The sequence below is a fragment of the Flavobacteriales bacterium genome (assembly GCA_020635795.1).
Lineage (GTDB): Bacteria > Bacteroidota > Bacteroidia > Flavobacteriales_E > Vicingaceae > Vicingus.
Genome location: JACJZD010000001.1, coordinates 259,809 through 273,792, shown reverse-complemented (window position 1 = coordinate 273,792; position 13,984 = coordinate 259,809). Strand labels below are relative to the sequence as shown.

Annotated in this window: 12 protein-coding genes; 5 read left to right on the top strand and 7 right to left on the bottom strand. The window is 33.8% G+C overall.

Annotated elements, in window-relative coordinates:
- Positions 1–54 precede the first annotated feature (54 nt).
- Together H6589_01170 and H6589_01165 are read right to left on the bottom strand one after the other, a co-directional pair.
- Positions 55–1,494 (bottom strand): aminopeptidase P N-terminal domain-containing protein, encoded by a 1,440-nt coding sequence (locus H6589_01170; protein ID MCB9173199.1) that lies wholly within the window; start codon positions 1,492–1,494, stop codon positions 55–57.
- 68 nt (positions 1,495–1,562) lie between these two features.
- The gene (locus H6589_01165) at positions 1,563–1,799 is read right to left on the bottom strand and encodes a 50S ribosomal protein L28 (protein ID MCB9173198.1); all 237 of its coding nucleotides are present in this window, start codon (positions 1,797–1,799) and stop codon (positions 1,563–1,565) included.
- A 230-nt stretch (positions 1,800–2,029) separates the two neighbouring features.
- Between H6589_01165 and H6589_01160 the strand changes: the two genes are divergently transcribed.
- The 5 genes from H6589_01160 to H6589_01140 all read left to right on the top strand — a co-directional run bounded on the left by H6589_01160 (position 2,030) and on the right by H6589_01140 (position 6,448).
- Complete coding sequence (locus H6589_01160; protein MCB9173197.1) at positions 2,030–4,273, top strand: NADP-dependent isocitrate dehydrogenase; 2,244 nt, start codon at positions 2,030–2,032, stop codon at positions 4,271–4,273.
- Between the two features lie 63 nt (positions 4,274–4,336).
- Positions 4,337–4,585 (top strand): hypothetical protein, encoded by a 249-nt coding sequence (locus tag H6589_01155; protein MCB9173196.1) that lies wholly within the window; start codon positions 4,337–4,339, stop codon positions 4,583–4,585.
- 2 nt (positions 4,586–4,587) lie between these two features.
- Positions 4,588–5,151, top strand: coding sequence for a nicotinamide mononucleotide transporter (locus H6589_01150; GenBank protein ID MCB9173195.1), 564 nt, complete (start codon positions 4,588–4,590; stop codon positions 5,149–5,151).
- A gap of 95 nt (positions 5,152–5,246) precedes the next feature.
- Positions 5,247–5,978: a polyprenol monophosphomannose synthase gene (locus H6589_01145; GenBank protein MCB9173194.1), complete on the top strand. Its 732-nt coding sequence runs from the start codon at positions 5,247–5,249 to the stop codon at positions 5,976–5,978.
- A gap of 68 nt (positions 5,979–6,046) precedes the next feature.
- Complete coding sequence (locus H6589_01140) at positions 6,047–6,448, top strand: polymer-forming cytoskeletal protein (protein ID MCB9173193.1); 402 nt, start codon at positions 6,047–6,049, stop codon at positions 6,446–6,448.
- 72 nt (positions 6,449–6,520) lie between these two features.
- Here H6589_01140 and H6589_01135 read toward each other — a convergent pair whose 3' ends face one another.
- From H6589_01135 to H6589_01115, 5 genes are all read right to left on the bottom strand, one after another.
- Positions 6,521–7,297 (bottom strand): hypothetical protein, encoded by a 777-nt coding sequence (locus tag H6589_01135; GenBank protein MCB9173192.1) that lies wholly within the window; start codon positions 7,295–7,297, stop codon positions 6,521–6,523.
- Positions 7,298–7,302: 5 nt separating this feature from the next.
- Positions 7,303–10,743, bottom strand: a complete 3,441-nt coding sequence (locus H6589_01130; GenBank protein MCB9173191.1) for an efflux RND transporter permease subunit — start codon at positions 10,741–10,743, stop codon at positions 7,303–7,305.
- A 23-nt stretch (positions 10,744–10,766) separates the two neighbouring features.
- Positions 10,767–11,900: an efflux RND transporter periplasmic adaptor subunit gene (locus H6589_01125; GenBank protein MCB9173190.1), complete on the bottom strand. Its 1,134-nt coding sequence runs from the start codon at positions 11,898–11,900 to the stop codon at positions 10,767–10,769.
- 115 nt (positions 11,901–12,015) lie between these two features.
- A complete protein-coding gene (locus H6589_01120; protein MCB9173189.1) occupies positions 12,016–13,356 on the bottom strand; it encodes a TolC family protein in 1,341 nt (446 codons plus the stop codon).
- Position 13,357: 1 nt separating this feature from the next.
- Positions 13,358–13,975 carry a TetR/AcrR family transcriptional regulator gene (locus H6589_01115; protein ID MCB9173188.1) on the bottom strand — a complete coding sequence of 206 codons (618 nt, stop codon included), beginning with the start codon at positions 13,973–13,975 and terminating at the stop codon, positions 13,358–13,360.
- Between the last annotated feature and the right edge of the window lie 9 nt (positions 13,976–13,984).

Here is a 13,984-nt window from a genome sequence, read left to right as displayed (position 1 = left end):
GAACGCTACAAATCAACAAATGGTTACATTCTTTTAAGAAAAATTAGAAAGATGTTATTTTTCGAAATTCCCAACTTCTAACATAAGCTGCTCAATTTCTGCAATCTCGCGAGGTGCTTTTTCCGATAAATTAATAGGTTCACCATCGGTAATTAAAATATCATCTTCAATTCTAACACCAATGTTCCACCATTTCTTATCACATTTAGATCCTGCTGGAATATAAATTCCTGGCTCAACAGTTATAACATTACCCGACTGCAAGGAACCGAACAAACCTGCGTCATGTACATCTAATCCCAAATAATGAGATGTTCCGTGCATAAAATATTCTTTTACTTTATAAGCTTTATCAATAATACCCAGCTCAACTAATTTTGCAGCAATAATTTTTGTTGCAGCATCGTGCGGGTCCCAAAACTTATTTCCTTTTTTGCACTGAGCAATACCTGCCTTTTGAGCCTCTAACACAATATTGTAAATAATTTTTTGTTCTTCCGAAAACTTTCCATTTACTGGCAAAGTCCGTGTAACATCTGCCGTATAACCATGATACTCTGCCCCTATATCAGAAACCAACAAATCGTTTTTCTCCAAAGGTTTTCTGTTACTTGTATAATGTAACACACAAGTATTTTCACCTGCACCCATTATAGTAGGAAAACCCGGGTATTCAGCTCCATTGGTTTTAAAAATATACTCTACAATAGCCTGAGATTGATACTCCTTCATTGTTGGAGTTAATGATTTCATCAATTCAATTTGGGCTTCGCAGGTAATGTCAATGGCTTTTTTTAATAAAACCAACTCTTCGCCTTGCTTTACTTGACGTAGTTGAGGCAGAAACTGATTATTGATTTGATTTTTTTCTAATTTCTCTAAACACTTCTCCGTTTTTGAATGAAACGATTGAATCAAACTGTACAAATCTTCTTTGTTAAATTTATTTTTTAATTCATGGTGAATTTCACCAACTAAAATTTTATCGAAGGTTGCAAACTCAGCACTAAACTTATTAAAATCAGCAGCATCTAAAGCCGATTTTATTCCCAAATAAGATATTGCACGTTCCGCGCCTAATCTTTTTCCAGTCCAAACTTCATCTAATTTATTTCTGCTTTGTAAAAACAGAATCTCGTCTGTTTTCATTCCATCGCCAAACTCTTGTACATCTTTAAAAATTAATATCATTGCATTTGGCTCTCGCAAGCCTGTCAAGTAATAGAAATTGGGGTCTTGATGGTATTGAAAATCAACATCGTTAGAACGATTTTGAATGGGATTGGCAAACAACACCGCAACAGAATTTGGAGGCATTAGTTTTCTCAACTCATTCCTGTTTCTTTCAAAAAATGAAGTTGGCAATAAATCATTATCGTATTCAATCAAAGCAACATGCTCTGTCGATTGTTTTAAATCAATCACCTTTTCTTGAGCAACAAGCCCAGAAAAAGACACTCCAAGCAATAAACAATATAAAATTGATTTGTACATCTATAAACAAAAAAAACGTTGCTACTAAAGTAACAACGTTTATACCAATAATAAAATTATATCTTATTTTATGCTAAAAAACCTTTTGTTTTTGCTTCTTTTAAACAAGCAGAGATACCTTTTTTATCAATATTTCTAATACCTGCAGCAGAAACTTTCAATGTAATCCAAGCATCTTCTTCAGGAACATAAAATTTCTTTAAAAATAAGTTTGGATAGAACTTTCTTTTTGTTCTTCTTTTCGAGTGAGAAACATTATTACCTGTAATTACACTCTTTCCTGTTATTTGACAAACTTTTGACATTTCTTTACTCTTTAAATTTTAGGAGTGCAAAATACGTAAATTTTATTTTAATATTCAAACAATTCAGTGTGAATAATTTTTAAAATAAATCAACTTTTCGAAAACCAGTCTAAAATTTGTTGAAATATGGTTTGAAAAGGCTGATATAATCGTTAACTTCGCTTTCGATTTTGCAAGTGTAAAACTACAAATTAAATCGATAATAATTTCTTCTAAAAACAGCTTATATCATGACACAAAAAACTAAAATTATTTATACTAAAACTGATGAAGCTCCTGCTTTAGCGACCTATTCATTACTTCCAATCGTAAATGCTTTTACTAAATGTGCAAACATTAATGTAGAAACCAAAGATATTTCATTGGCAGGTAGAATTATTGCAAATTTTCCTGAATATTTAACAGAAGACCAACGTATTACAGATGACTTAGCTTTATTAGGCGAATTAGCTACAAAACCTGAAGCCAACATTATAAAACTGCCTAACATTAGTGCATCTATCCCACAATTAAAAGATGCCATTAAAGAATTACAAGCAAAAGGCTACAACATTCCAAACTACCCTGACTCTCCACAAACTGACAAAGAAAAAGAAGCAAAAGCGAAATACGATAAAATAAAAGGTAGTGCTGTAAACCCTGTTCTACGTGAAGGAAACTCTGACAGAAGAGCTCCAAAAGCAGTGAAAAACTATGCAAAACAACATCCTCATAGTATGGGTGCTTGGGCATCAGATTCTAAATCACATGTTTCACACATGAGTACTGGAGATTTTTATCACTCTGAAAAATCGGTTGAAGTTGCTAAAGCAGGAAATGTAAGGATTGAATTGGTAGATGCAACAGGAAAAGCTACTGTTTTAAAAGAAAAAACAGCCTTGAAAGCCAATGAAATTATCGACTGCTCAGTAATGAGTAAAAATGCATTAAGAAGCTTTATCGCAGAGCAAATTGAAGATGCAAAACAAAAAGACATCCTATTTTCGGTACACTTAAAAGCTACCATGATGAAAGTTTCTGACCCTATTATTTTTGGTCACTTTGTTTCTGTATTTTTTGCTCCCGTTTTCGAAAAACATGCTACCACCTTTAAAACTTTAGGTATAGATGTAAACAATGGATTAACTGATTTATATACAAAAATCAATCAATTACCAGAAGCCGAAAAAAATGCAATAATTGCAGACATTAACGCTTGTTATGCTAACAGACCATCATTAGCCATGGTTGATTCTGACAAAGGCATTACCAATTTACACATGCCAAACGATGTAATTATTGATGCTTCGATGCCAGCCTACATTCGTAGTTCGGGTAAAATGTGGGGACCAGATGGCAAACCAAAAGATACCAAATTTATTATCCCTGACACAAGCTATGCAGGATTGTATCAAGAAATAATTGAAAACTGTAAAAAACATGGTGCTTTTAACCCAACAACCATGGGTAGTGTTCCAAACGTAGGTTTAATGGCTCAAGCTGCCGAAGAATATGGTTCGCACGATAAAACATTTCAAATAGCAACAGCTGGTACTGTAAAAGTTGTTGACGAAGCTGGTAAAATATTGATGGAGCAACAAGTGAACGAAGGTGATATTTTTAGAATGTGCCAAACTAAAGATGCTCCAATTCAAGACTGGGTTAAGTTGGCTGTTTCTAGAGCAAGAGCAACAGGTTCTCCTGCTGTGTTTTGGTTAGACAAAAACAGAGCTCATGATGCAAACATCATTAAAAAAGTGAACAACTATTTATCAAACCATGATACCAAAGGATTGGAAATTCATATTTTATCTCCTGTAGATGCTATGAAATTTACACTAGATAGAATTAGAGAAGGAAAAGACACGATTTCTGTTACTGGAAATGTGTTGAGAGATTATTTAACCGACCTATTCCCAATACTAGAAGTAGGAACAAGTGCAAAAATGCTTTCAATTGTTCCATTAATGAATGGTGGTGGCTTGTTTGAAACCGGCGCTGGTGGTTCTGCTCCAAAGCATGTTGAACAATTTGTAAACGAAGGGCATTTACGTTGGGATTCGTTAGGTGAGTTTTTAGCTTTAGCTGTATCGTTAGAACATTTGAGCGAAACTACTAACAATCCAAAAGCGAAGGTTTTAGCTGAAACTTTAGACGAAGCAACAGGTAAGTTTTTGGAAGAAGACAAATCTCCATCGCGTAAAGCCAAAGAATTAGATAATAGAGGTAGTCACTTTTATTTAGCCATGTATTGGGCTCAGGCTTTGGCAAAACAAACTAAAGATGCCGAATTACAAGCACTTTTTGCAAAAACAGCAGCTTCGTTAACAGAAAATGAAACCATCATTGTTAACGAGTTAAATGATGCTCAAGGTTCTCACGTTGATATTGATGGATACTATTTTCCATCAGTAGAAAAAGTACAAAAAGCAATGTGTCCGAGCAAAACATTAAACGCTATACTAGAAGGAATTACTTCTGCTCAGTTAGCCTAAAAATAATTGAATAACATTAAAATCCCATTCAAAAAGAATGGGATTTTTTTTAAAACAAAACCAATGAAAACAACCGTAGAAATTAGTAACTACCCATTAAACGCAGACTACATACCGCCTATTCAAGATTTTATTGACCGTTTAAATTTAAATACAAACATAACCGTAAAAACAAATGCTACGAGCACTCACATTGTAGGTGAGTACGATGAGGTAATGGTTATTTTACAAAAAGAGATTAAAGCTTCTTTTGAAAAATACGGTAAAATGATTTTTGTAATGAAAGTTTTAAATGGAGCTTTAGCCATTTAATCATGGAATTATTCCTTGAAATTACTGCCGTTGTTTTGGGTATTGTGTATGTAGTTTTGGCTGCAAAAAACAATAACTGGTGTTGGCTGTTTGGAATAATTGGCTCATTAATCAGCATTTTTCTTTTTATTGGTTATGCTAAATTATATGCCGAAGCGGTTTTGTACTTCTTTTATGTAATTGCTGGAATTTACGGCTGGGTTACATGGAAAAATCAGAAAGAGCATACTGAAGTTTATGTGCAAAAACTAATAACTCATGTCTATATTTTAATTGTAGGAACCGTTTTCTCATTAGCCCTATACTATGTAATTGATGCATTTTTTAAAGAAGCTGAAAAACCTTTAATTGATTCGTTTACTACCATTTTTAGTTTTATCGCAACATACTTAACTGCTAAAAAATGGATTTCTAACTGGGTGTATTGGATAGTAATTGATGCTTTAAGCACCTATCTATATTTTAGTCGAGGGCTTGAAATATATGCATTACTTATGTTTGCTTATTCATTTATCGCTATTTATGGCTATTTACAATGGAAGAAACTAAGTGTAATAAATCAATAACATATTTCGTTAAAATTTCATAAAAAAAGCAAGTATTTAACTAGAGGTTAAAAACTCTACTCGAATTTTATATCTTTACAGTAGATTTATAAATAATGTCAGACTCAATAGTAATTATACCAACCTACAACGAAAAAGAAAACGTTGAAGCCATGATTCGAAAAGTTTTTTCGTTAAGCAAGGCTTTTGATGTATTAATTATTGATGATGGTTCGCCTGATGGAACTGCTGATATTGTTAAACGATTACAAAAAGAATTCCCGAATCAATTACACATTGAAGAACGCAAAGGAAAACTTGGACTGGGTACTGCCTACATTCATGGTTTTAAGTGGTCGTTAAACCGCAATTATCAATATACTTTCGAAATGGATTGCGATTTTTCGCACAACCCCGAAGATTTAATAAAATTACATCATGCTTGCGATAAAGCTGGTGCCGATTTAGCCATTGGCTCTCGTTACATTAAAGGTGTAAATGTAGTAAATTGGCCTATGGGCAGAATTTTAATGTCGTACTACGCTTCTGCTTATGTGCGTTTTATTACTGGCATGAACATAAGAGATACCACTTCTGGTTTTAAGTGTTATAGCCGAAAAGTATTGGAGACCATTAATTTAGAAAAAATAAAATTTAAAGGTTATGCCTTTCAAATTGAAATGAAATTTGCTGCCACCAAACTTGGTTTTAACGTGGTAGAAATTCCTATTATTTTTACCGACCGCCAACAAGGAGCCTCTAAAATGAGTGGCGGAATTTTTAAAGAAGCTATTTTCGGTATCATTCAAATGAAAATACGTAGCTGGTTTATGAGTTACAAGGTTTAACTTTTATTTGCCTACTTTCCAATTATTTCTTATTATTGGTAATATTATAAACCCTAAAAAAATACAACATGAAATTATTACAATTTGTTATGGCTGCCGCAATATGCGTTTTTGTTAGCAATGCTTCAGCTCAAGATTTAAGAAAAGGTGGTTCTAGCTTTGGAAAAGTAGAATCGAACGGTGATGTTAGAATTAATGGAAGTGTTAAAGGCAAGTTTGAAAGTAACGGCGACATTAGAGTTAATGGAAGCGTTAAAGGTAAAATTGAAAGTAATGGAGACATCAGAAAAAATGGCTCTGTAATTGGTAAAGTTGAATCAAACGGGGATGTTAGAATTAATGGAAGCGTTAAAGGTAAAATTGAAAGTAATGGAGACATCAGAAAAAATGGTAGTGTTGTTGGCTCGGCTAAAGGAGTAAAAAAAGAACAAGCTGCAGTTATCTTCTTCTTCGAGTTTTTTGATATTTAATAGCCATTCTTGAGTTTGTGTTTCTTCAGGCTCAATATGACAAATAAAAAAGCAACCTTTTAGGTTGCTTTTTTATTTGTCCGATAATTTATTTAAGAGTTTCTTGGCTTGAGTAATATCGTAAAGGTCTTCAATTAAATTAGATTTTCTAGGAGTAGATTCCACCACCATTTTTAAAATTATTTTGGCTTCCTCTTTTCGTTTTACCTCACTCAAATATTCGGCATAATAAAACAAATTTGAGATAGATTTTGGGTTTACTGCCAAAGCCTTTTTTAAATAATCCTCAGCCACTTGTTTTGATGGCCAAGTAATGATTAATGGTATATGTGGCACCTTGTAATTGATTACCCCAAGAATTTTATAACCCGCACCATCGTTAAATTTAGGGTTTAATGCAATTAATTTTTCGGTATGCAGTTTTACTTTATCTGCCAAACCATTTTTAGCTGAACTCACCACTCCTAAACTTTCTCCGTATTTGCTAAAATTAGCAATATACCAAAGCAAGACAGCTTCATTTTTAGGGTATTTAATTATTGCTTTTTCGCCCAATAAAGCACCTAGCTGATAATTGTGCTGTTGGTCTTGCTTTGTTCGAACTACAAAGGCTGCCTTATAATAATACGAGAGCAATAAATATTCTGTGGCTTTTTCATCGTTGGTAGTTCCCATTTCTTTAGTAAAAAAGTCAATGGCTTTATTAATGTTAATCGAATCAACTTTTAATTCTTGATGTTTTTCGGCTCGAATTTGATAATAATGAACACCTTGCTCAAAAAGAGTTTGAGCCTTGCAAAATGCAAAGCTCATCATCATTAGTAACAATATTACAATTCTATGTTTCATTCTTTCTATTTTGCAATAGCTCTTCTCCCTCTCGCTTTTATTTTTTCAATTATTAAAAACATTGCAGGAACAATAACTAATGTTAAAAATGTTGCAAAAGTCAATCCAAAAATAATTGTCCACGACATAGGGCCCCAAAACACCACGTTATCGCCACCAAAGTAAATTTGAGGGTCTAAATCGGTAAACAAGGTAAAGAAATTTATGTTCATTCCAACTGCTAACGGCATTAATCCTAAAATTGTTGTGATAGCAGTTAACAAAACTGGTCGCAACCTGGTCTTTCCCCCTTCAATCAACGCCTCTCTAATTTCATCGATAGATAATTTTTCGTTTTCCTCCATACCCAATTCTTCTTTACGTCTTTCCATTATCAACTTGGTATAATCAATCAATACAATAGCATTATTAACGACAATACCTGCGAGTGAAATTATCCCAATCATGGTCATCATAATAATGAAATCCATTTGGAAAATAACCAAACCTAACAACACACCAATTAAACTAAACAATACTGCCGTTACAATAATTACTGGTGCTGATACTGAGTTAAATTGTGCCACAATAATTAAAAATATTAAGAACACCGCAATTAAAAGAGCCGTACTTAAAAACTTCATCTCTTTGGCTTGATCCTCTTGCTGACCAGTAAATTTCCATGTGTTTTTTTCATTTACATCATATCCCGACAACGATTTTTTAATGTTTTCAACTACTTCATTAGCATTGTAATTTTCCAACACGTTTGATTGTAACGTAACCACACGTTTTTGGTTTTTACGATTTATAGAACTGTAGGTTGCAGATTTCTCAGCTACAGCTACTGCCGATATAGGAACCTGTACAATTCTACCGTTAGATGGGTCTCTAAACGTAATCAATTGATTCATAATTTTTTCTACGTTATAACGTGATTCGTCGTTCATTCGTAAAACAATTTTATAATCGTCTTCTCCTTCTTTGTATTTAGAAATTTCTTTACCAAACAAAGCCGTTCGAATGGCCGAACCAATTTGAGCAGTTGACACATTAAATCGACGCGCTTTTTGTCTGTCGATATTAATTAACAACTCTGGTTTACCCGATTGAATATCTAATTTTAACTCTTCTATTCCGGGTATATTTTGGTTATTGATAAACTGTTTCATTTCTTCAGCATCATCAATCAACACTTCGTAATCTTCCCCAGAAATCTCGATATTAATTGGTTTTCCTGTTGGAGGTCCAGCGGGATCTTTATCTACGGTTATTTGAGCGCCAGGAATTTTTCGAGTTAAATCACGAATATCGTTCATTATTTCGTTGGTACTCATCCCTTTTCGCTCATTAAACGGCACAAAAGAAACCGTAATCCTTGCTTTTTCAGGTGTATCACCCATCGAAACGCCTTGTGCGGGATCAGATGTTCCTTGCCCTACTTGCCCGATAATTGATTCTACAATAAAACCTCTTTTCATCTTTTTTCCTCTTACTTCAATTTCTTCCTCAAAGTAATTCATCACCTCTGTTTCAATTTGTTTGGCAACTTCATTGGTCGATTCAATATCTGTTCCAATAGGTTGTTCAACAAAAATATTCAAGTATTTAGGCATGTTTATTGGGAAAAACTCCACCTTTGGAGTAGCAACACCTAAAATAACAAACGAGAAAATCAACAACAAGAAAGTACCTAACAATAGTTTTCTTGGATTCTTTTTAGATAAGGCTTTACTTAAAAAGTTCTTGTACCCATTTTCCAATTTCGGTAAAACTTTCGTTTGAAAATACTTTGTTGCAGGGCTATAAAAGAAAGTAGTGGTAATTACGGTTAATCCACCTGCAATAATTAAGTTACCAAAACCCATTGAACCAAAAATGCTAAACATCAAACCAACCATTACTACAGTAATTGAAGTAATTAATATTTTTTTCTTGTTGGCTGGTTTCTCTTCCAATTTCATGAAAACTGAAGTAAAAACTGGGTTGATAACCAATGCTACAAACAATGACGAACCCAACACTATCATCAATGTAATTGGCAAGTATTTCATAAACTCACCCATTAACCCTGGCCAAATGGCTAAAGGAATAAATGCTGCCAATGTTGTTGCTGTTGATGCAATAATGGGCCAAGCAACTTCACCTGCACCGTAAATCGAAGCCTTAATGAGCGGATAACCTTCATCGTGTAAACGATAAATGTTTTCGACGATAACAATACCATTATCTACCAACATTCCCAATGCTAAAATCAACGAGAACAACACCATCATGTTTAAAGTAACGCCCATAGCACTTAACACCATAAAAGCTAAAAACATCGACATGGGTATTGCTATACCAACAAACAAAGCATTTCTTAACCCTAAAAAGAACAATAAAACCCCAACAACCAACAGCATCCCAAAAATGATACTGTTTTCCAATTCGTCTACTTGGGTTCTAGTTTGTTCCGACATATCACTTGTAATGGTTACCGACAAACTTTGAGGAAATTCATTTTGTTTTAAATCTTTGATAATTGCTGCAATAGCATCTGATACTTCTAATAAATTTTCACCACTACGTTTAAACACATCGCACATTACCACAGGCTTACCAAACTCACGAGCGTAAGAATCTCTGTCTTTACCTTCAAAAGAAATTTCTGCAATATCTCTTAAATAAACAATATCAAGTTTTTCTTGTTTTACAATAAGGTTTTCAATGTCTTTCCAATCTTTAAAATCACCAACCGTTCTTACACTTCGTTTTATGTCATCCACCAATAAATCCCCTCCAGAAATGGTCATATTTTCATAAGCAACCGCATTTTCGATGTCGTTAAAACTGATGTTCATACTCTCCATTTTTTGAACATCAACCTTAATTTTAACCTCTTTAACTTGTGTCCCTCTAATATCTACTTTGGTAACTTGCGGCAAAGCTTCTATCCTATCTTCAATAATTTCGGCATAATCTTCAAGCAATTCGGCAGAAAAATCGCCTGATAAATTCACGTTCATTACAGGCGTAAGTTCTGAAAAATTCATTTCAAAAACATTTGGTTCCATAGGCAAATCGGTAGGAAAATCAGTATTACTTTTTGCCTTATCTACCGCATCTTTAACTTTTTGCAAAGCCTTTTCGGGCGAAACACTGAAGTCAAAAACTACGCGTATAGAGGAATATCCTTGAATAGAATTTGAGGTTAATTTATCTATCCCAGAAATGGTTTTTATTTCTTTTTCAATTGGACGAGTAATTAATTTTTCAATATCTACTGGCGAATTACCTGGGTAAGGCGTTCCAACATAAATTTCGGGTGTTATAACTTCTGGAAAAGCCTCGCGAGGCATTGACACATACGACAGCACACCAGCAATTAACACAATTGCAGTTAATACAAAAACAGTGGTTTTATTTTTTACTGAAAGTGTTGATAAACCAAATTGTTTCAACCCTTTATTTTCTTGATTATCCATAACTAAATTTGATTAATAGGTTCTTATTTTACAACTTCAACTTGATCTCCATCTTGAACACTTCTAGAACCTTTATCGATGTATTTTTCTGTTCCGTTTAACCCATCAACAACAAGCGTTTGACCTTGATAAGACAAACCTGGTTTAACAATCATTTTTTTAACCACTTGTTTGGTTGAATTTCCTTCTAACACATAAACATAATTGTTACCCGTTCTGTCTTGCTGAATAATACTTGAAGGCACCACAATTGCCGAATCTTTTGAAAAATCACGAATGCTAATATCAGCCAATAAATTTGGTTTCAATTCTGCTTTTACATCCGATAAATCAATGTAAATTTTAAACGAACGATTGGTTGGACTGATAAAATCAGAAACCCTTGACAATTTACTTTCTATCACTTTTTTTATGGTTGGGAAATTAACTTGAACTGGAGTCCCTTCTTTTAAAATACTGATGTAATTTTCAGAAACATCGGCTTTAATATAGGTCTCGTTATAGTTGATAACTCTTGCAACGGGCATACCTGGATTAGCCGACTCACCTACTTTTGGCAAAATCTCATCAACCACACCAGTTATTGGCGATTTTACCACATACATGTTAGCTTGTTGTTTTACCGTTTTCAATTTTTGCTCCAACGATTCTTTATTGGTTTTTGCCTGAAGATATTGAACCTCCGAACCAATTTTTTCTTTCCAAAGTCGTTCCTGCTTTTCAAAAATCTGTTTAGCTAATTCCAATTGAGTTTCAACCTCATTTAATGTAGATAATATAACATCTGCGTCAATTTTTAAGATGACATCTCCTTTGTTAACTCGCGAGCCTTCTTTAACTAAAATAGCAGTAATTACTCCTGGTGCTTCAGGATAAAGTAAAGCGTTACCACCTGTTTCTACGGCACCTTGTACATCTACAAAATGGTTGAAAGTTTTTACTTCAACATTGCTCAACGTAACCAAAGGTAATCTTAAATTGGTGTCGGCAGCTTTAATTTGTTGGTCGATAATAGCTATTTGAGCCGCAATTTCGTCGTAAACGGTTTTTAACGAATCTTTCTTTTCTTTTAAAGCTGATAAACTATCGTTCTCGTTGTTGTTTCCGCACGAAAAAGCTAGTAAAGCAATTCCTAATAGTATAATTGATTGTTTCATATATAGATATTTATTTTTTTTAGTTAGGTTATATGGAATTCGCCATGTTATTTTCATCAGTATTATTTTGCTTTTGAACATGGCAATTTCATTTATATTGTATATTTATTGTTGGTTATTGATTTTTTCCTAAAGCGATATTTAATTGAGATGAAGCATTTAACAAGTCGAGTAATGACTTGATGTATTTTGCTTCGGTTTCTAAATATTGTGTTTGCGATTGTGTTAATTCCATGCTAGAGATTATTCCCTCCGTGTATTTTTTCATCGAGTTGTTGTTAATTTTTTCAGCAATTTGTAATCCGTCTTTTTGGTTTAAATAAATGCTGTACGACGAGGTGTAATTTGATTTTGCTTGTTGAGCTTTTAACAACAAGCTTTGCTCTACTTGTTTTGAGGTATTCTTCGCTTTTTCATAATCCAAACGAGCTTGTCCAACCTTAGCCAAACGCATACCACCCGAAATGATTGGTAATTTTATTGATAATCCCCACAATGTTGATGGATACCAAGTACCTCCACTAAACACCTCAAATTTATTGCTCATGTTTTGTTGTTGATGATTAAAAAAAGCAGCAACTTGGGGAGCAAAAGCATATTTCTCTTTTCGTAAATTCAGTTTCATCAAATCCTCATTTACCTTAATAATTTGATTTTCAATGTGATTCTCTGCTTTAAACTCTTTGGCTAGCGCATCAGCTGGATTAACCGCTACTAACAACACATCGATATTATCGGTTAAAGTAATGGTTGTTACCAACTCCATTCCCATTTGGAACTTTAGCAAATTCAAGGCAATTTCTTTTTGACGTTTTGATTCGGTTAACGAATTGTTAATGTTGTTCAAGGTTAACCTCAATTGGTCCACATTTTGTTCTTCCATAAACCCTTCTTGATAAATGCGTTGAGTTTCTTCGTACAGTTTTTCAGTTGATGTAACTATTTCACTTAAAATTTTTACATTTTCGTCGGCAACCAAACATAAATAATACGCTTGAGCCACTTCTTCACGAACCGTTAACTCGGTTTTTTCTAAGCTTTTTTCTGTTAAGCTTTTGTAGGTACGCGATGCTTGCAACCCTACAATGTAAGAACCATCAAACAACAACTGAGTTGCTGTAATTTTAGCCGTGGTGTTATAATCTGTTCCAAACTTTAATTCGGCAAATTCATCTTTAGGTGCTAAAGGATTAAATGCTGATGCTGGAACTAAACTCACAGGCAAAGCCAAAAAGTTTTGAAATTGTGCTTCGGCAGTTACTTGTGGCAAACCTATACCAGTGGTTTCCATCACTTTCTTTTTGGCTATCAACACATCTTTTTCGGCACTTACTCGCTGATAATTGTACTTAAGCGCATACTCTTGAGCTTGTTTTAAAGTAAAACTGCTCTCGGTTTGTGCTACTGTAGTAAACACCGAAATAGTGATGGTTGATAATAATAGAATAAACTTCATATCAATAATTTAAATTTTCGTTTTTAATTTTTGCTTTTAAATACTCTCTGCCTTTTTCGCTGGCAATACCTCTAATGTGGTACCTGGCAATTTCGCGGTGTAAAATTTCGAATGAAAAAGTGTTGTTTGGAAAAAATTCGGTATCGAACATTTTGTCAATCATCCCCACATAAATTCTCGCCACAATTTCGGCATTTACATTGTCTCTATATAATCCTTGTGCTACGCCATCGTTGATGTTTTTTACCATCATATCGTAAATAAAACAATGTTTGTGATTTTCCATTAATTTCCATGCTTCAGGGTAATATTTTTGCAAATCGAACATTACAGCAGGCTGAACATTTTGCAGCTTCTCACTAATTCTTTTGTTTACCAAAAATAATTCGTCGATAGCATTTCCTTTTTCAGTAGCAAATTCGCAAAGCATACATTGCTCGGCAGTAACCGTTAATTCTACACATTGTTTAACCAAATCTTTTTTATCGGATACAAATTGGTACAAGGTTTTTTTGGAAATACCTAAATGACGAGAAATATCGTCCATGGTTAAACTCTTAATGCCATACCTCATAAAGAGCTCTGTTATTGCAAGTAAAAGTTGTTCTTTTGTTTCCATGCCACAAAA